We start from the raw sequence: 18,552 nt of genomic DNA on the forward strand, positions 1-18,552 counted from the left end.
CGAGCATGGAACGTGGTGCCGGACACCACTGTGCGCTCGCCAGGAGGTGTGGTCATGGCCAAGCGCCTCGTCGTCTGTTGCGACGGCACATGGAACTTCGCCGACCAGCCGAGCAGAACCAACGTCGCCAAGGTCGCGCTGTCCGTGCGCCCGGGGTCGGCCGCCGGAAAGGAGCAACGCGTCTACTACCACAGCGGGGTCGGCACCCAGCGGCGGGACCGGCTGCGCGGCGGCGCCTTCGGCGCGGGCCTGTCGCGGAACGTCGTCGACGCCTACCGGTTCCTCGTCGAGACGTACGAGCCCGACGACGAACTGTTCCTCTTCGGCTTCAGCCGGGGCGCGTTCACCGCCCGCAGCCTGGCGGGCCTCGTGCGCAACAGCGGCATCCTGCGACGGGACCACGTCGACCGGATCCCCGAGGCCTGGGCCCTGTACCGGGACCGGGTGGAGCGGCCCAACGGGGCGGCGGCCACGCTGTTCCGCCGCTCCTATGCGCGCGAGACGGAGATCCGCTTCATCGGGGTGTGGGACACGGTCGGCGCGCTCGGCATCCCGGTGCCGGACGCCCCGTCGCTGCGGCCGGCGGTGAACCGGTTCAATTGCCGATGGGCGTTCCACAACACCGAGGTGAGCAGTTGGGTCCGGGCCGCGTTCCACGCACTGGCGGTCGACGAGCAGCGTTCGGCGTTCCGGCCGGCCCTGTGGCACCGGCAGCCGGGGGCCGCCCGGCAGGGCCAGGAACTCCAGCAGGTGTGGTTCGCCGGGGTGCACTGCGACGTGGGCGGCGGTTACCAGCAGACCGGGTTGTCCGACATCGCCCTGCTGTGGATGGTCGATCAGGCCCGCCGGCACGGGCTGGAGTTCGAGGCCGAGGTGCTCGGCGAGGTGGGCCCGGAGGTGATGAGGCCCGAGGAGAGCATCGACTTCCGGGTCCGGCCCGACGCCCTCGGCGAACTGCACACCTCGCGCAACGGCTGGTACCGGCTCGCCAAACCGCTGCACCGGCCGATCGGAGAGGCCGCGAACGCCGAGGGCGAGCCGGACGGCAACGAGTTCCTGGCGGTGCCCGCCAAGGAGCGCCGCGACCGCGACCCGCACTACCGGCCGCCGGGACTGGAACGGTATCTCGCCGTCCAGGAGCGGATACGGCTGGAGCCTGTGCTGCTCCCGGACCTCGCCGCGGGCCTGCCGCCCCTGCCGCCGGCCCCGCCGGCCGACCGTCCGCCGTCCCCCGCGGACCGGGCCGACGCGGCCGACGCGGGCCGGCCCTCCGGGGCGCCCCCGTCGCAGGGTCCTCGGCGCGACGGCCCGCACGGGTAGGGCCGTCACCGCACAGGGGCGGGAAACGAGCGAGAGCGGCACGCCGCCCGGCCGGAGGGCCGGGTCATGGCGCGACGGGCCGGGTCAGCGGTGGGACGTCTCCCGGCCGACCCGGTACAACTCCTGCGAAGTGGCGATCAGTTCGCGCCGTTCCTTCTTGGACCCCACCATCGGCTGGGAGCCGTGCAGGGAGACCTGGGCGCTCTCCGGCAGGAAACGGACCGTGATCAGTCCGATGACACCGGCCGCCATGAGGTAGAACGCGGGCACCATGTCGTTTCCGGTGACGCTCACCAGCGCCTCCGTGACGAGCGGGGTGGTGCCGCCGAAGGCGGCCACGGCGAAGTTGAAACCGATGCCCATCGCGGCGTAGCGCACCGCGGTCGGGAACAGCGCGGGCAGCGTCGCGGCGCTCGGCGCGGCGAAGCAGGCCAGCAGGGTGGAGAGGATGAGCACGCCGAAGACGGGCGGCCACGTCCCGTCCATCTTGATGAGCAGGAACGCGGGGACGGCGAGCACGATCATGGCCGCCGCCGAGTACCCGTACAGCGGGCGGCGGCCGATGCGGTCGCTGAGCCGGCCCAGGAAGGTGATCAGCAGCACGATCCACACCATGCCGATCAGCACGAGCACGTCCGCGGAACTGCTGGAGCGGCCGAGGGTCTCGGTCTGGTAGGTCGGCAGGAAGCCCGTGACCATGTAGTTGGTGACGTTGTAGAGCAGCACCAGCCCCATGCAGATGAGCAGGGCCCGCCAGTGGTCCTTGACGATGGCCTTGAACTCGGTCCCCGCCGACTCCTTGGCGAGGCTCTGTTCGTGCTCGTCGAGCTGCTGCTGGAAGGCGGGCGACTCCTCGAGCTTGAGCCGCATGTAGAGACCGATCACACCGAGCGGGCCCGCGATCAGGAACGGGATCCGCCAGCCCCAGGACAGCATCTGCGCGTCGCTGAGGGCGAAGTTCAGTGTGGTGACCAGGGCGGATCCCAGCGCGTAGCCGACGAAGGTGCCGAAGTCGAGCCAGCTGGAGAGGAACCCGCGCCGCCGGTCGGGCGAGTACTCGGCGACGAAGGTGGTGGCGCCTCCGTACTCTCCGCCGGTGGAGAAGCCCTGCACCATCCGTGACAGCAGCAGCAGGATCGGCGCGGCGATGCCGATGGTGGCGTAACTGGGGATGATGCCGATGGCGAACGTGCCGGCCGCCATCATGATCATGGTGGTGGCGAGCACCTTCTGGCGGCCGAGGCGGTCCCCCAGCGGTCCGAAGACGAGTCCGCCGAGCGGGCGCACGACGAAGGCCGCGGCGAAGGTGGCGAAGGACGAGATCACCTGCGCGGCAGGGGACGCCCCGGGAAAGAAGACTTTGCCGAGGGTGGCGGCGAGGTAGCTGTAGACGCCGAAGTCGAACCACTCCATGCAGTTGCCGAGCGCGGAGGCGCCGACGGCTCGCCGGAGCAGCGGGGGCTCGACGACCTGCACGTCCTCGTCGCGAAAGGGACGCTTGTTCCGCCTCAGTCTGCGTGTCAGGTCCTGGCGGACCTGGGTGGGTAGTCCGGAGACCTCGACCTGCCCGGACCGAGGTGGTTCGGGCTGCCCGTCGGTGAGTACGTCAGCCACTGCAGTTCCTTACCTGTCTTGCGTGAGACGCCCTGCGCGCACAGTGAGGCGGCAGGTGCTTTCCGTGCGTAAAGACTCTGCTGCCCGCTTTCGGGGGACTCACGCAGTGACGGGGGACACGCCGCCGCTCCCACGTCCGGCGCAAGGATCGTGCCCGCGTTCACGTGCGGAACCTGCGAGAACGGGGCCACGGGAACGGGACGGGCCGGGTGGCGGGGCAACGGTTCCGGCGGCCGTCGGGGGCGGCGCGGAAGACGGAGGCCAGGGCCGCGCGCGCCGTCGCGGGCCACCGGCGGTCACGATCGTGAACTGCCTTGCCGGGGTGCGGCCCAGCGAGCGGGGCGGGTCAGCCGGCCGCGCGCTCCCGGTCCCACGGCCGCGGGCCCAAGCCCTCCTGCCAGCGCATGAGTTCCGCGCCGTCCACGCACACGATGCCGCACTGCTCGGCGTACTCGACCGCGGGGGCCGTGAAGTCGCTGGTGGTGACCACGACGGCGACGTCCGCCCCGTGCACCGTGAAACAGGTGCCGCCGAACCGCTGCATGTCCTGGGATCCGACCCGGTTGGTGTCGCAGTAACGCTTGCACTGGATGACGACCAGCCGGCCGTCCGGCGTCCTGGCCAGGACGTCGGCGCCCAGATCGCCCGCCCCGCCCACGACGTCCACGTCCGGGCAGCCGTCACGCCGGCACAGCTCGGCTATCGCCTCCTCGAACTCGTAGGGGTCCAGCTCCTCGTAGCCGATCTCCCCGGCTTCGGTGCAGGGCTCCGTCGCGGGCTCGACGAGGGCGACGGTGCGCTCGGCGCCGGAAAGCCTCTCGTACGCGGGCGCCCCGGCCGTCGCGGGAACGGCGGCCGGGGCGGGTGCGGGCGCGTCGAGGGCGTCGACCGCCGTCATCGTGGCCTCGTCCAGCGCCTTCGCGGCGCGGCGCGCCAGCCTCGCCGCCGATATCCGTCGCCCCCCGCGGCGGCCGGCCGCGACGCTGCCGACGCCGACGAGGACGAGGGCGGCGATCCAGGCGGGACGGTGCTCGACAGCGGCCGCCGCGGTGCGCGCGACCGTGCCCACCAGCGCCAGGAGAACGGCGACAAGGGCGAAGTACAGTGCTGTGGCCCGCAGTTCGAACCGACGGGGGCGGCGCGCGGAACGCGAAGCACGGACGGGTACGGCCATGGTGATGCTTCCTCCCGAGGACGCCAACGAAGATCAACAGGCGTCTTCCCGGGTACGGGAGGTTCTATCGAACCGGCGCGATCATCTCCGACGGCCGCCCGTCCGCCGCCCCGCGGCCACACCGGATCGCCGGCCGGATCCCCCTCGTGACATGCTCACCACTGACACGTGACGCACGTCGTTCCCAGCTATGAACCCTCGTCCCGCACGCGATCCTGCCGCCACCCGGCTTCGCCCGCCGTCACCCGGCCCCGAGCAGCCGGCCTCCATCGGGTGCCGGCGCGGGGCCCCGCACCCCGCGAGGAGCCGGCCGGGCTCCGGGTAGGTCATGATCGACCCGGGGCCCGCCCCGGCCGGACGGGCGTCGTCCGGCGGCTTCGTTCGCGCAGTCGTGGGCAGTCGGGAAGGCGGACGTCGCCCACCGGTGATGCGCCAGTCGAGCAGGGAGATCATGGGCATGGCAGGCTCGGAGCAATCGGAGACCCGTGCGACGCGGCGTCCGGGGGCGCCGGCCACCCCGCTCACCGACGTGCTGGAGGCGGTCAGGGCCGGCGCGTACGTGGTGGACGAGCAGGGCCGCGTCGTGGCGGTGAACTCGCGGACGCAAAAGCTCCTGGGCTGGTCCCCCGAGGACCTCGTCGGCCATGACGCGCACGACCTGCTGCACCGCGACGCCCACGGTCAGCCCCTGCCCAGAACCCAGTGCAGCATGCGGCAGGCCTTCCACGCCGGACGGCCCGCCCAGGCCGACGATGACCACTTCGCCCGCGCGGACGGCGGCGTGCTGCCCATCTCCTGGCTGATAACCCCTCTCGACCTCAACGGCCTCGAAAACTGCACCCTCGTCATCTTCCACCCGCGCCACCTGGAGGAGTCGGACACGCCGCCCGCGCCCGCTGCCACCCTGCTGCCGGAGCTCGAACGCCTCGCCCTGCTCGCCGCGACCACCACCCAGCTGACCTCCACCCTGGACGTCGACGAGGCGCTGCGGAGGCTGGTGACCCTGGTCGTACCGCGGCTCGCCGACTGGGTCATCATCGACCTCATCACCGAGCGGGACGAGGTGTGGCGCACCGTCGTGGTCGAGTCGGACGGCGTCTCCCTGACACACCACGACGAACTCCAGGGGCCGATGCCGCCGATCCCCGAGGAATCCCCGATGCCCCTGTCGAGGGCGCTGCGCGGGGTGGCCTCGACGCTGGCCGGCCCGCAGACCTACCAGGGGGCGCCGGATTCCGGCATCGCGGTCGAGCAGCGCCGCTTGTTCGACGCCACCGGCATCCACTCCGCGGCCATCGCCCCCATCCGCAGCACCCGCGCCGTCCTCGGGGCCCTGACCCTCGGCCGCGCAGCACAGCCCGGGGACTACAACCCCGCCGACCTCCCCCTGATCGAGGACATCGCCCGCCGCGCCGGCCTCGCCCTCGACAACGCGCGGCTCTACCAGCGTCAGCGCAAGGTCGCCGAGACGATGCAGAACCATCTGCTGCCCCAGATGCCGCGCGTGCCCGGGCTGCAGATGACGGTGCGCTACCTGCCCGCGCCCGACGCCTCGCAGGTGGGGGGCGACTGGTACGACGCGTTCCGCCTGTCCGACGGGTCCACCGCGCTGGCCGTCGGCGACGTCGTGGGCCACGACCTGGAGGCGGCTGCCGGGATGGCCCAGGTGCGCAACATGCTGCGCGCCTACGCCTGGGCGCTCCAGGAGCCGCCCAGCGCGATCGTGGACCGCCTCGACGAGGCCGTCATGCACATCACCGACGTCGCCATGGCCACCCTCATCCTCGCCAAGATCGAGGAGGAGGACGCGGGCAGCTGGAAACTGAGCTGGACCAACGCCGGGCATCCGCCGCCGCTGCTGATCAGCCACGACGGCCTGGCCGAGTACCTCACCGACGGTCACGGCATCCTGCTGGGCACCGGGGCGCGCAGGCCCCGCGCCGACGCCACCGCCCTGCTGCCGCCCGGGTCCACCCTGCTCCTGTACACGGACGGCCTCATCGAGGAGCCCGGCCACACGCTCGACGAGGGTCTGCACCGGCTGCGGCAGCACGCCGCCGCCCTCGCACACCGGCCGCTGGCGTCCTTCACCGATCAGTTGCTGCGACGGGTCCGCCCCAACGCCAACGACGACGACGTCGCCCTCCTCGCCCTGCGGACGCCCACCCGTTCCTGACCCGCCCCGCCCATCCGCCCTGCGGACCGGGGAGCAGGGGATCCGCGGGCCAGTGATCCGGGGATCACGCACGCCCGGAGCCCGTCCCCCGGCGAGTGGGACGGGCTCCGGCCATCGGGATCGCGAGCCGGCCGATCGCGGCCGGGTGCCGCTCAGGACTGGACGATGCGGCGCACGTTGTCCACGGCGCCGCAGCCCGCCTTCAGCTGCCGCTCCCGCTCCTCCAGGAACTCCCCGCCGAGTTCCTCACGCCGCTCCATGGCCACGTTCTCGCGTGCGCCGTTGAGGATGGTGCGTTCCTCCTCGTCGGCGTGGTGGGTGACGGCCTCGACGAGTGCCTCCAGCTTCTCGTCCCACTCCTCGGAGCCGACCTCGTCGACCTCCAGGAGTTCGAGGAGCGCCTTGTTGCCCTCCTCGTGCTCCTCCTCGCCGTGCTCGACCTCTTCGTCCTCGATCTTCTTGTAGCGCTTGAGGGCGGGGTACACCTTCGCCTCCTCCGCCAGCGCGTGCGCGATCAGCAGGTCGGCGAACTCCTTCAGGGCGGCGGCCCGGTCCGCTTCCACGCTGCGCATCTGGCGAAAGAGATCTTCCATTCTCCGGTGGTCCTGAAGAATGAGTTCGACGACGTCTCGTGTCTCGGCCATGGAACCGGCATCACTTTCGTAAGAGGGGACCTTGCCGCAACCGTCTACCCCGCCCCGACGCGTTCAGTGATCAGGCTTTCCGGGATCCCGTCGTCTTCGCTCGGACGGACGCGCCTGAGGTGCGCCCGGCGGACGCACCGGGCGGTCACGACGCGGGCGCCGGCGCTCTCGCCGCCGTTCGGCGGCCGGGAGCGGGACACTTCAGGGAGCGTGCGCCGCGCCCCCGTCCCAGGAGGAGCCATGTCCTCGACCGGCCTCCCCGCACCCGTCCCGGCGCCGGCCCCCTCCGGCCGGGGTGGAGGCACGCCCGGTGGCCGGCTCCTCGCGCTCCTGGGCCTGCGCCGCCGCACGCTCCCGCGGCGTCCCGCTCCGCCGCGTCCGTCGCGGGCCGCCCAGGCGGCGGCGCTGCTCGTGGTGCTGGAGGAGGCGGTGGCCGCCCAGGGCCCTGCGGACGCGGCGGTGGCCGCCTGCGGCGAGCCCGGCCCCGTCCCGGACCGGGCCGCCAGGGCCTGCGGTGACGCTGCCTCGGCCCTGCTGCGGCTGCGCGCACGGCTGCTGGAGCTGCCCCTCGCCGACGCCGACCTCGCGGGGGCGCGGGCCCGCGCGGCACGGCTGCTCTCGTACGGTCAGTGGATGGTGCGTCAGTCGGCCGACCTCGCCTACCGGGTGCACCGGGACGCCCGCACCGAGGCGGCCCGGTTGCAGCTGAACGGCCTGGGCCGGCCGGCGGACGACCTGCGACGGCTGCGCGACGCCCTCAGGGCCGAGGTGGACGCCGGTGCCGGGACCGATGCCTGAGGGCCGGCGGACGGCGGACGCCGTTCGCGTCGCCGTGCTCCGCCCGTCCCGGGGCGGTCAGGCGTGGGAGAGGGCGAAGGAGACCAGGAAGCCGCACACGGTGATGAGCCCGATGGCCAGGTGGGCGTCGTCGAACGCCTCGGGGATCATCGTGTCGGCGATCATGGCGAGGATGGCCCCGGCCGCCACCGCGGTCACCGCGGCGATCACCGCGGGCGGGAAGGAACCGACCACGGCATAGCCGAGGACGGCCGAAAGGGTGCTGGCCGCCGCGATCGCCGCCCAGACGCCGAAGACGTACTTCTTGGTGCGGCCGGCCTTCTTCATGCCGGCCGAACTGGACAGCCCCTCCGGGACGTTGCTGATGAAGACGGCGGCCACCGTCACCAGGCTGACGGCGCCCCCGTCCAGCAGGCTGACGCCGATGACCGCGGACTCCGGAACCCCGTCGAGGAGGGCGCCGAGCGCGAGCGCCGTCCCGGATCCGCCCTGCTCGCTCTCCGAGGGCTGGGCCTGCGCCCCCGCGTGTCCCGAGCGCTTGCGGTGCCGCGCGCCGCGGCGGGCCAGCCACACGTTGCCGCCCGTGTAGGCGAGCGCGCCGACGAGGGTGCCGACGGCCGCGGGAGCCAGCCCCGCCTCGTCGTACGCCTCCCCCACCAGCTCGAAGGAGACCGCCGACAACAGCACGCCCGCGCCGAAGGCCATCACCGTCGCGATCACCTTCTGCGGGACTCTCAGCCCGTACCCCAGCGCGGCGCCGACCAGCAGCGCCGAGCCCGCCAGCAGCCCCCACAGTCCCGCCTGCACGACTTCAGCCATGGAGACCCGTCTACCCGCATTTCCCGGTGTGGATCACCGGTCGACCGCGCCGGGCCGCACGGTCCGCCGGGGGGCGGCGCGCCGGGGCCGACTACGCCAACCGTGTGTGACAACCGCCCGTTCGGGCGTGTGTCGGCCCCGGCCGGGCTTCGCCCGCCGCCGCGACTCGCGAGGATGGCCCTGATTCACGCACGTGCGGGGGCGGACCGCGGAGACCTGGAGAAACTGGCTGTGACGATTCTGAACGATCCGGACCGCTCGGCTGCCGCCGCCTACGACACCGAGGTGCCGGTCAGGGGCAGGCAGCCCGGCAACGTCGTCGTGAAGTGGCTGACGACCACCGACCACAAGACCATCGGCACGATGTACCTGACCACGTCCTTCGCGTTCTTCCTCATCGGAGGCGTGATGGCCCTGCTCATCCGCGCCGAGCTGGCCCGCCCGGGGCTGCAGATCGTCTCTCCCGAGCAGTACAACCAGCTGTTCACGATGCACGGCACGGTCATGCTGCTGATGTTCGCGACGCCGCTGTTCGCCGGTTTCACGAACTGGATCATGCCGCTTCAGATCGGCGCGCCCGACGTGGCGTTCCCGCGGCTGAACATGTTCGCCTACTGGCTCTACCTGTTCGGGTCCTCCATCGCCGTGGGCGGCTTCCTCACCCCGCAGGGCGCCGCCGACTTCGGCTGGTTCGCCTACACCCCGCTGTCGGACGCCATCCGCAGCCCAGGCCTCGGTTCCGATCTGTGGATCATGGGCCTGGCCTTCTCCGGCTTCGGCACCATCCTCGGCGCGGTCAACTTCATCACCACGATCATCTGCATGCGCGCCCCCGGCATGACGATGTTCCGTCTGCCGATCTTCACCTGGAACGTGCTGCTGACGGCCGTCCTCGTCCTGTTCGCCTTCCCGGTCCTGGCGGCCGCCCTGTTCGCCCTGGAGGCGGACCGCAAGTTCGGCGCCCACATCTTCGACGCGGCCAACGGCGGCCCACTGCTGTGGCAGCACCTCTTCTGGTTCTTCGGCCATCCGGAGGTGTACATCATCGCCCTGCCGTTCTTCGGCATCGTCACCGAGGTCATCCCGGTCTTCTCCCGCAAGCCGATCTTCGGCTACATGGGGCTCGTGGCCGCGACGATCTCCATCGCCGGTCTGTCCGTGACGGTGTGGGCGCACCACATGTTCGTCACCGGCGGGGTGCTGCTGCCGTTCTTCTCCTTCATGACGTTCCTCATCGCCGTGCCTACCGGCGTGAAGTTCTTCAACTGGATCGGCACCATGTGGAAGGGGTCGGTGTCCTTCGAGACGCCGATGCTGTGGGCGACGGGGTTCCTCGTGACGTTCCTCTTCGGCGGTCTGACCGGCGTCATCCTGGCCTCGCCGCCGATGGACTTCCACGTGTCCGACTCCTACTTCGTGGTGGCGCACTTCCACTACGTCGTCTTCGGCACCGTCGTCTTCGCGATGTTCTCCGGCTTCCACTTCTGGTGGCCGAAGTTCACCGGCAGGATGCTCGACGAGCGCCTCGGCAAGATCACCTTCTGGACGCTGTTCGTCGGCTTCCACGGCACCTTCCTCATCCAGCACTGGCTGGGCGCCGAGGGCATGCCGCGCCGCTACGCGGACTACCTGGCCGCGGACGGGTTCACCGCCCTGAACACCATCTCGACGATCAGTTCCTTCCTGCTCGGCCTGTCGATGCTGCCGTTCCTCTACAACGTGTGGCGAACGGGCCGGTACGGCAAGCCCGTCGGCGTCGACGACCCGTGGGGCTTCGGCCGCTCCCTGGAGTGGGCCACCTCCTGCCCGCCCCCGCGTCACAACTTCACCACCCTGCCGCGCATTCGCAGCGAGTCCCCCGCGTTCGACCTGCACCACCCCGACATCGCCATGGCCGAGGCCGAGGCGCACGGGGTCCGCTGATGATCCGCGACGATCCGCCGGAGGCACCGATGAGCGAAGCGGCGAGGCAGGGGGCCGCGCGAACCGGCGGGATCGGCGACCAGGCGGAGGGGTACCTGCTGTGGCAGGCCACCATCGCGGTGGCCGAGGAACGGGCGCAGGCCTTCGTGGAGCCCATGGAGTGGCTGACCACCTCCCAGAAGGCCGACGTCGAGCAGCGGTACGTCGCCGACAGCCTCCACCACGCCCGGCGCGACCTGGAACGGATCGCGGCCCGCTGTCGTTCGCTGCGCGGCGAGTACGAGACGCGCTACCGGGAGCTGCGCCAGCGCTGTGTGGCCTGCACCGTGGCCGTCGGCGCGTGCCTCGCCTCGGTGACCGCGGCCGCGCTGTCGCTGATCCGCTGAGCCCGGTGACCGGGGCGTCGCGTCCGGTCGCCGACGGGGTCTTCCACGGGTGAGGGGCGGTCACGGCCGGGCGGCCGTGACCGCCCCTCACCCGTGGGACGCGGCGCGCGACGTGCCCGGGGCGGGGGACGGCAACCGGCGGATGGCAAGCTGACGTCCTCGTCCGTCTCGCCGTCCGATCAGGAAGACCCCGTCATGACCGAACAAGTCCTCCGTCGCGTCGCCGGTCACGAGAGGCGGTTCAACGCGCTGCTGGAGGAGTACTTCGACTCGCTGGGCGCCAGGCTCGACGCGCCGTCGTTCAGCCGCTTCGCCCCGGAGTGCCTGGCGCTGGTGCGCGATCTGGCCCTGCGCGGCGGCAAGCGGATGCGGGTCGTCCTGCTCCACGAGGCGGCCCGCCTGGTGTCCGAGGAGCCGGCCGAGGCGCTGGACGCGGCCGCGCTGAGCATCGAGCTGCTTCAGGCCCACGGTCTGATCCACGACGACCTCATCGACGACAGTCCCACCCGCCGGGGCGGTCCTTCCACGTACTACGCCTACCGTGACCGGTTCCCCGCTCACCCGCGGACGGCCCTCGGCCTCACCGTCCTCGCGGGCGACCTGGCGCTCGCCCTGTCGTTGCGGGTCCTCCTCGACGCGCAGGCGCCGCGCGCCGTGCGGCAGGCCATGGCCGAGGCGCAGACGCGGGCGGCCGCCGACACCTTCATGGGCCAGATCGCCGATCTGGAGCGGGACTTCGTCTCCGCCCCGCACGAGGACGTCCTGCACACGGTGGCCGACTACAAGTCCGCCCGCTACTCGATCCTCGCGCCCATGCGGCTCGGGCTGCTGGCCGCGGGCGAGCGGCCCGAGCCCTTCGAACGGGAACTGGGCGACTACGCGCGGCTGGTCGGGATCTGCGGGCAGATGCGCGACGACTACCTCGACCTGTTCGGGGACGCGGCCGTCCTGGGCAAGCCGACCGGCGGGGACCTGCGCGAGGGCAAACAGAGCTACACCGTGCGCGCCCTGCTGTCCGTGGTGAGCGGCGCCGACCGCGCCGTGGTGGAGGCGGCGCTCGGCGACCGCTCCTGCACACCGGAGACGGTCGCCGTGGTGCGGGAGATCGCCGAGAGCAGCGGTGCGGCGGACCGGATGCGTGCGGACATGCGACGGCACGCCGAACAGGCCCGCGCGCTCGCCGCCGCGTGGCGGGCGCGGTGGCGCCGCGACGCCGTCGAGTTCTTCGAACTCCTCCCGCTGTGGAGTGTGGACCGCGTCAAGTGACCGCACCGGGGCGCCGGACCGGGTGACCCGGCCAAGTGAGTTGCCCGCGTGCACGGTTCGGCTCAGGCGCCCTGTTCCCGGACGGCGGCCGCCGTGTCGAGGTGGTCCGCGACCAGGGCCGCGAACTCGTCGGGCGTCGCGAGCCGGACGCCGAGAGCCTCCGCCTTGGCGCGCTTGGAGCCGGCGCCCTCTCCCGCCACGACCAGCGTCGTCCTCTTCGACACGCTGGAGGACGCGCGGCCGCCGGCCCGTTCGATCAGCTCGTTCATCTCGTTGCGGCTGAGCTTCTCGAGTGCGCCGGTCATCGCGCCGGTGACGACCACGGTCGTCCCGGCCAGCGGCCCGCCCGCACCGGGCCCGGCTTCCCGGCCGGTCGGCGTCTTTGTGCCGGTCGCGGTGTGCGTGCCGTCGCCGTCGCTCTGGGCGTCGTCGTCCACGGCGGGGGCCGCCGGGGCGGGCGGGACGGCGCCGGGCTCGGTCATGTTGACCCCGGCCGCGGCCAGTTTGTCGACGAGCGGGGCGAGTTCGGCGAGTTCGGCCACGATCGACGGGGCCTTCTCGGCGCCGATCCCGTCGACCTGCCGGACGGCCTCGGCGTCCGCGGCGCGCAGGTGGTCCATGTCGGCGAAGTGCCGGGCGATCCGGCGGGACATGGAGCGGCCCGTGCCACGCACGCCGAGCGCGCACAGCACTCTCGACAGCGGCTGGGCCTTCGCCGCGGCGAGCGCCGCGAGCAGCTTGTCGGTGCTCGTCTCCCCCATGCGCTCCAGGCCGAGCAGTTGCTCGCGGGTGAGGGTGAACAGGTCGGCGAGGTCGGCGACGAGGCCCGCCTCGACGAGCTGGACGACGCGGGTGTGGCCGAGGCCCTCGATGTCGAGCTGGTCGCGTCCGGCGGCGTAGGAGAGGGATGCGACGAGATGGCAGTTGCGGCCGTTCTCGCAGCGCCAGCGCTGTTCGCCGGTGTCGATGCCCGATCCGCAGCGCGGGCACGTCTCGGGGAAGACGATCGGCTGTTCGTCGCCGGTGCGCAGGTGGGCCACGGGCGCCTCGATGCGGGGGATGACGTCGCCGGCCCGGTGAACCATCACCCGGTCCCCGAGCCGCAGATCGCGGCGGGTGATGTCGGCCGGGTTGTGGAGCGTCGCGTAGGTGATGGTCGAGCCGTCGATCTGCACCGGTTCCAGGACGGCGCGCGGGGCGATGACGCCGGTGCGGCCGACGTTCCACTCCACCGCCAGCAGCCGGGTGATCTTCTCGACGGCGCGCAGCTTGAAGGCGATCGCCCAGCGTGGGGCGCGTGAACCGGAGCCCGCGGCCCGCTGGTCGGCTGCCAGGTCGGCCTTGACGACGATCCCGTCGATGCCGAAGGGCAGCGACGGGCGCAGCGCGGCGATCTCCGACACGCGGTCCAGGACGGCCGTGACCGTGCCGGCGGTGACGCCGGGCACGGCGGTGGCGGCCGTGGTGTTCACTCCGTACGCGGCGGTCCGGCTCATCAGGTCGCCGTGCGCGCACTCCCGCAGGGCCGCGGCCAGGGCGGGCTCGGTGTCGGCGAGCGGCAGCAGCCCGTAGCCGAAGAACGTCATGGGCACGGTGTAGGCGCGTTCCTTCGCGCGCAGGGTGCCGGCGGCGGCGTTGCGCGGGTTGGCGAACGGCGCTCCGCCGTGCGCGGTGCGCACCTCGTTGGCGTGCTCGAACTGGCCGGTCGTCATCAGGACCTCGCCGCGCACCTCCACCGTGACGGGTTCGGTCAGCTCGGCCGGCAGGCCCTCGATCGTGCCGATCGCGTGCGAGACGTCCTCACCGGCCGTCCCGTCTCCCCGGGTGACCAGCCGCGTCAGACGGCCGCCGGTGTAGCGCGCCGCGATCGCCAGGCCGTCGAGCTTGGGCTCCACGCTGTACCGCTGGACGTCCCGGCCCAGGCGGCGGGCCAGCGAGGCCGTCCAGGCCGTGAACTCCTCGGGTGAGAAGACGTTGTCCAGGCTCAGCATCGGGGCCGTGTGCGGGACGTCGCCCTCCACGGCGCCGCCGGCCACCTTGCCGGTCGGCGAGTTGGCGAGCACCTCGTCCGGGTGCTCGGCCTCCCAGGCCGCGACGGCGCGCACCAGCCGGTCGTAGGAGTCGTCGTCGAGCGCCGACGTCCCGGCCTCGTAGTAGGCGGCCGAAGCCCGCACGGCGTCCTCGACCGCCCGCGCGTAGGCGGCGGCGTCGGCGAGCACTGCAACTGGTGTCGTCATGACCGACATCCTGCCCGCGACCACTGACAACGCCCTCCGCGCCGGGACGCCGAGGAGGCCCGCAAGGGAAGGACCCGGCGGCGGCGATCGCCTATCTTGACGGGTATGCAGTCCTACACGATCGGCCAGGCGGCCCGGCTCCTCGGCGTGAGTCCCGACACCGCACGGCGGTGGGCCGACGCGGGCCGGGTGGCCACCCACCGGGACGAGAGCGGACGTCGCCTCGTCGACGGCAGGGACCTGGCCGCCTTCTCGGTGGAGCTGGCGGCGGGCGGCGGCGCCGGGGAGGACGTGTCGTACACGTCGGTCCGCAACGCCTTCCCCGGGATCGTGACGGCCGTGAAGCTGGGCGACGTGGCGGCCCAGGTGGAGATCCAGGCCGGGCCGCACCGGCTGGTGTCGCTGCTGACGCGGGAGGCCGTCGAGGAGCTGGGGCTGGAGGTGGGGGTGGAGGCCACCGCCCGCGTCAAGTCGACGAACGTGCACATCGACCGGACCTGACCCCTGGTCCCGGTTCGGCTGAAGGCGGCCGCCGCGCTCATTGTTCCACTATGACGCACGCCCGCCCGCGCGCGGCCGTCGCTCAGTCGCCCAGCCGGTCCAGCAGCGCTCGCCGCCAGCGCTCCGTCTCGGCGATCTGGTTGAAGGTGAACAGGTGCAGTCCCGCCACGCCCGCGGAGGGCGCGGCCAGCGCCGGCCCGGCGCGGGTGAGCAGCGGCTCGGGCGAGTAGCCGCCGGGCGCGGCGAAGCGCAGGAACCAGGAGGGGTGCCTGGTCAGGAAGCGGGCCGACTCCCCCACGCCGATCTTCGTCGCCATGGCCAGCAGCTTGGCCCGTTGCACCGGCCCGGCGACGCCGAGGTGGACGGGCAGGGCCACGCCGCGGGCCCTGACGCGGGCGATCCAGTCTCCCAGCACGCGTGGGTCGAAGCAGAGGTTGCTCACGATGTACGTGGCGTGTTCGCGCTTGTCCCACATTGCCTGGACGGTGAGGTCGTCGTGGATGAGGGGGTGGCTCTCCGGGTAGCCCGTGATGCCCACGCGGGCGAAGGGGCCGCCCAGTTCGCCCAGCCGTCGCAGCACCGGCAGGGCGCCGTGGTAGGACCCGGCGGGCCGGTCCGCGTCGCCCGCCGGGACGAAGACGTCGTCCACGCCGGCCTCGCGCAGCCGGTCGACGACGTCCTTGAGGTGGACGTCGTCGCGCAGGAGCCTCGCGGGGACGTGCGGCACGACGGGGAAGCCGTGCGCGGCGAGCCGGGCGGTGAGGTCGAGTGTCGGTTCCAGGCCCTTGACCGGCGACGCCGTCACGGTGACGACGACGTCGTGCGGGACGTGGGCGAGGACCTTGTCCTCGGTGGCCTTCGCGGGCAGCACCTCGTAGCGGACGCGGCCGAGCAGCGTGCGCAGTCCTGCGGCGGCCAACGCCTACTCCGCCGGCTTGCGGGCGTCGCGGTGGCGGTAGTAGGCGGCGGTGGAGGCGGGCAGCGGCTCCTTGCCGAGGATGAGGTCGGCGGCCTTCTCCGCGATCATCATGACCGGAGCGTAGATGTTGCCGTTGGTCACGTACGGCATGACCGAAGCGTCCACCACCCGCAGCCCTTCCACCCCGTGCACGCGCATGCTCGCGGGGTCGACGACGGACATGTCGTCGGTGCCCATCTTGCAGGTGCACGACGGATGCAGGGCCGTCTCGCCGTCCTTCGCGACCCAGGCGAGGATCTCCTCGTCGGACGCGACGGACGGCCCCGGCGAGATCTCCCCGCCGTTGTAGGGAGCCAGCGCGGGCTGCTCGAGGAGCGTGCGGGCCACCCGGACGGCCTCGATCCACTCCCGCCGGTCCTGCTCGGTGGACAGGTAGTTGAAGCGCAGGGCGGGGTGTTCCCGCGGGTCCCGGCTCCTGATCTTCACCGAGCCCACCGCGTCGGAGTACATGGGACCGACGTGCACCTGGTACCCGTGGCCGCCGGCCGGCACCGAGCCGTCGTAGCGGACCGCGATCGGCAGGAAGTGGAACATCAGGTTCGGATAGGCCACGTCCTCGTTGCTGCGGCAGAAGCCGCCGGCCTCGAAGTGGTTCGTGGCCGCGGGGCCCTTCCGCAGCAGCCATTGCAGGCCGATGAAGGGGGCGCGCCACTTCGCCAGGTACGGCTGCACCGACACCGGCTGCCTGCAGGCGTACTGGATGTAGACCTCCAGGTGGTCCTGAAGGTTCTCCCCCACGCCCGGCAGGTCGTGCACGACGTCGATGCCCAGGGCACGCAACTCGTCCGCGTTGCCGACGCCGGACAGCTGGAGCAGTTGCGGGGAGTTGATCGCGCCGCCGCACAGCACGACCTCCCGTGCGCGCACCTGCCGCGGGGCGCCCTTGCCGCGCCGGTACTCGACGCCGACGGCCCGTTTGCCCTCGAACAGGACCCGGGTGACCAGGGCGCGGGTGCGTACGGCGAGGTTGGGGCGTTTCCTGGCGGGCTTGAGGTACGCCTTGGACGCCGACAGGCGCCGTCCGCGGTGGACGTTGCGGTCGAAGCGGGCGAAGCCCTCCTGGCGGTAGCCGTTGACGTCGTCGGTCGGGGCGTGGCCCGCTTCCTCGGTGGCCTTGAGGAACGCGCCGAAGAGAGGGTTGGTCGCCGGGCCGCGTTCCAGGACGAGGGGGCCGTCGTGGCCGCGGAACTCGTCGTCGGGATCGGCCGCGAGGCAGTTCTCCATCCGCTTGAAGTACGGCAGGCAGTGCGCGTAGTCCCAGGCCTCCATCCCCGGATCGGCGGCCCAGCGTTCGTAGTCCATGGGGTTGCCCCGCTGGAAGATCATGCCGTTGATGCTGCTCGACCCGCCCAGCACCTTGCCCCGCGCGTGGTAGACCCGCCGGCCGCCCATGTGCGGCTCGGGCTCCGACTCGTACTTCCAGTCGTAGAACCGGCTCCCGATCGGGTACGTCAGCGCGGCGGGCATGTGGATGAACACGTCCCACGGATAGTCCGGCCGGCCCGCCTCCAGTACCAGCACCCGGTTCCCCGGATCCGCCGACAGCCTGTTCGCCAGCGCGCAGCCGGCCGAACCACCACCCACGATGACGAAGTCGTACTGCACAGGAGCCATGGAGCCTCGCCTCACTCGCGCCGTAGATACGCGACGCATGCTAACGCCAGTAGCGTCATGCGCACCAGGTTGCGCGCATCGCAACTTGCGAGCGAATGGCGGCCCGCTTCGGAACTTGCACCCGCGTTGTTTACTACGCGTATAGTTTCGTTGTGAGCAACCACAGCACAGACACCGAGACAACCCATACGCAGGCCGGCGGAGTGCAGTCGGTGGACCGCGCCATCAGCGTCCTGGAGATCCTGGCCCAGCGGGGCGAGGCGGGCGTCAGCGAGGTGGCCGGCGAGATCGACGTTCACAAGTCCACCGCGTTCCGGCTGCTCGGCGCCCTGGAGGCCCGCGGCCTCGTCGAACAGGCCGGCGAGCGCGGCAAGTACCGGCTCGGCTTCGGCATCGTGCGCCTGGCCGGCGCGGTCACCGGGCGCATCGACATCACCCAGCAGGGCCGCCCCGTCTGCGAGCGGCTCGCCGAGGAGATCGGCGAGACCGTCAACATCGCCGTCATGCAGGAGCACTACGCGATCAACCTGTACGAGGTCCGCGGCCCGGGGGCCGTCACCGCGCACAACTGGGTCGGGGAGCTGACCCCGCTGCACGCCACGTCGAGCGGCAAGATCCTGCTGGCGCATCTGCCCGCCCGCGAACGCACCGCGCTGCTCTCCGAGGCCGGACTGAAGAAGGTCACCCAGCAAACCATCACCGCGAAGGCGAAGCTGGAGAAGAACCTCGCCGACGCCCGCGAGCGGGGTTACGCCTTCACCCTGGAGGAGCTGGAGATCGGCCTGCACGCCATGGCGGCGCCGGTCCGCGACCGGGAGGGCCGGGTCATCGCCGCGCTGAGCGCCTCCGGACCCTCCTACCGGCTCACCGAGGAACGCCTGCACGAGCTCTCGCCGGTCCTGCTGAAGGGCGCGGAGGAGATCAGCCACCGGATGGGCTACCTGGGCTGAGCGCCTCGCCCGGTCCGCTGCCCCGGCGGCCGTCCGCCGCCCAGGCGCTCGTTCACCCAGGTGTGGAATGCGCCGATGTGGTGCTCGCTGGGTACCAGCACACCGCCCTCGGCGTACAGCCGTGAACTCATGCCGGGCTGGGTGCGCTCGC

Annotated in this window: 16 protein-coding genes; 8 read left to right on the forward strand and 8 right to left on the reverse strand. The window is 72.2% G+C overall.

The annotated features are described in order from the left end of the window. The first annotated feature begins 54 nt into the window (after window positions 1-54). Window positions 55-1,320, forward strand: coding sequence for a DUF2235 domain-containing protein (locus ACGFSH_RS30930; RefSeq protein ID WP_393354261.1), 1,266 nt, complete (start codon window positions 55-57; stop codon window positions 1,318-1,320). A gap of 84 nt (window positions 1,321-1,404) precedes the next feature. Here the strand turns inward: ACGFSH_RS30930 and ACGFSH_RS30935 are convergent, their stop codons facing one another. Both ACGFSH_RS30935 and ACGFSH_RS30940 read right to left on the reverse strand, forming a co-directional pair. Further along, window positions 1,405-2,934, reverse strand: coding sequence for an MFS transporter (locus ACGFSH_RS30935; protein WP_393354263.1), 1,530 nt, complete (start codon window positions 2,932-2,934; stop codon window positions 1,405-1,407). A 346-nt stretch (window positions 2,935-3,280) separates the two neighbouring features. Then, window positions 3,281-4,108, reverse strand: coding sequence for a restriction endonuclease (locus tag ACGFSH_RS30940; RefSeq protein ID WP_393354265.1), 828 nt, complete (start codon window positions 4,106-4,108; stop codon window positions 3,281-3,283). A gap of 457 nt (window positions 4,109-4,565) precedes the next feature. Between ACGFSH_RS30940 and ACGFSH_RS30945 the strand changes: the two genes are divergently transcribed. Continuing rightward, window positions 4,566-6,284: a SpoIIE family protein phosphatase gene (locus ACGFSH_RS30945; RefSeq protein ID WP_393354267.1), complete on the forward strand. Its 1,719-nt coding sequence runs from the start codon at window positions 4,566-4,568 to the stop codon at window positions 6,282-6,284. 152 nt (window positions 6,285-6,436) lie between these two features. Here ACGFSH_RS30945 and ACGFSH_RS30950 read toward each other — a convergent pair whose 3' ends face one another. Continuing rightward, a complete protein-coding gene (locus tag ACGFSH_RS30950) occupies window positions 6,437-6,928 on the reverse strand; it encodes a hemerythrin domain-containing protein (protein WP_393354269.1) in 492 nt (163 codons plus the stop codon). Between the two features lie 240 nt (window positions 6,929-7,168). Here ACGFSH_RS30950 and ACGFSH_RS30955 point away from each other — a divergent pair, with 240 nt between their 5' ends. Continuing rightward, complete coding sequence (locus tag ACGFSH_RS30955) at window positions 7,169-7,726, forward strand: hypothetical protein (RefSeq protein WP_393354271.1); 558 nt, start codon at window positions 7,169-7,171, stop codon at window positions 7,724-7,726. Window positions 7,727-7,783: 57 nt separating this feature from the next. On the opposite strand, the gene ACGFSH_RS30960 is transcribed toward ACGFSH_RS30955, so the two are convergent. Next, a complete protein-coding gene (locus tag ACGFSH_RS30960; protein ID WP_393354273.1) occupies window positions 7,784-8,545 on the reverse strand; it encodes a ZIP family metal transporter in 762 nt (253 codons plus the stop codon). A gap of 231 nt (window positions 8,546-8,776) precedes the next feature. Between ACGFSH_RS30960 and ctaD the strand changes: the two genes are divergently transcribed. From ctaD to ACGFSH_RS30975, 3 genes are all read left to right on the forward strand, one after another. Beyond that, window positions 8,777-10,468, forward strand: a complete 1,692-nt coding sequence (gene ctaD, locus ACGFSH_RS30965; RefSeq protein WP_393354275.1) for a cytochrome c oxidase subunit I — start codon at window positions 8,777-8,779, stop codon at window positions 10,466-10,468. 29 nt (window positions 10,469-10,497) lie between these two features. Then, a complete protein-coding gene (locus tag ACGFSH_RS30970; protein ID WP_393354277.1) occupies window positions 10,498-10,854 on the forward strand; it encodes a cytochrome C oxidase subunit I in 357 nt (118 codons plus the stop codon). Window positions 10,855-11,049: 195 nt separating this feature from the next. Continuing rightward, window positions 11,050-12,120, forward strand: coding sequence for a polyprenyl synthetase family protein (locus ACGFSH_RS30975; RefSeq protein ID WP_393354279.1), 1,071 nt, complete (start codon window positions 11,050-11,052; stop codon window positions 12,118-12,120). A 62-nt stretch (window positions 12,121-12,182) separates the two neighbouring features. Here the strand turns inward: ACGFSH_RS30975 and ligA are convergent, their stop codons facing one another. After that, window positions 12,183-14,366, reverse strand: a complete 2,184-nt coding sequence (ligA, locus tag ACGFSH_RS30980; protein ID WP_393354281.1) for an NAD-dependent DNA ligase LigA — start codon at window positions 14,364-14,366, stop codon at window positions 12,183-12,185. Between the two features lie 96 nt (window positions 14,367-14,462). Between ligA and ACGFSH_RS30985 the strand changes: the two genes are divergently transcribed. Beyond that, window positions 14,463-14,858, forward strand: coding sequence for a molybdopterin-binding protein (locus ACGFSH_RS30985; RefSeq protein WP_393354283.1), 396 nt, complete (start codon window positions 14,463-14,465; stop codon window positions 14,856-14,858). A gap of 82 nt (window positions 14,859-14,940) precedes the next feature. Here ACGFSH_RS30985 and ACGFSH_RS30990 read toward each other — a convergent pair whose 3' ends face one another. Together ACGFSH_RS30990 and betA are read right to left on the reverse strand one after the other, a co-directional pair. Continuing rightward, window positions 14,941-15,777, reverse strand: a complete 837-nt coding sequence (locus ACGFSH_RS30990) for a 5,10-methylenetetrahydrofolate reductase (protein ID WP_393354284.1) — start codon at window positions 15,775-15,777, stop codon at window positions 14,941-14,943. A gap of 3 nt (window positions 15,778-15,780) precedes the next feature. After that, on the reverse strand, window positions 15,781-17,451 hold the full coding sequence (gene betA / locus ACGFSH_RS30995) for a choline dehydrogenase (protein ID WP_393354286.1): 1,671 nt from the start codon (window positions 17,449-17,451) through the stop codon (window positions 15,781-15,783). Window positions 17,452-17,654: 203 nt separating this feature from the next. Between betA and ACGFSH_RS31000 the strand changes: the two genes are divergently transcribed. Next, window positions 17,655-18,401, forward strand: coding sequence for an IclR family transcriptional regulator (locus ACGFSH_RS31000; RefSeq protein WP_393354297.1), 747 nt, complete (start codon window positions 17,655-17,657; stop codon window positions 18,399-18,401). Here the strand turns inward: ACGFSH_RS31000 and ACGFSH_RS31005 are convergent. Then, window positions 18,389-18,552: SRPBCC family protein (locus ACGFSH_RS31005; protein WP_393354299.1), on the reverse strand; the 164-nt coding region annotated here is incomplete at its 5' end. The two genes, ACGFSH_RS31000 and ACGFSH_RS31005, sit on opposite strands and share 13 nt — an antisense overlap.

Source organism: Streptomyces sp. NPDC048481, from assembly GCF_043200075.1.
In the GTDB taxonomy this organism is placed as follows: domain Bacteria; phylum Actinomycetota; class Actinomycetes; order Streptomycetales; family Streptomycetaceae; genus Streptomyces.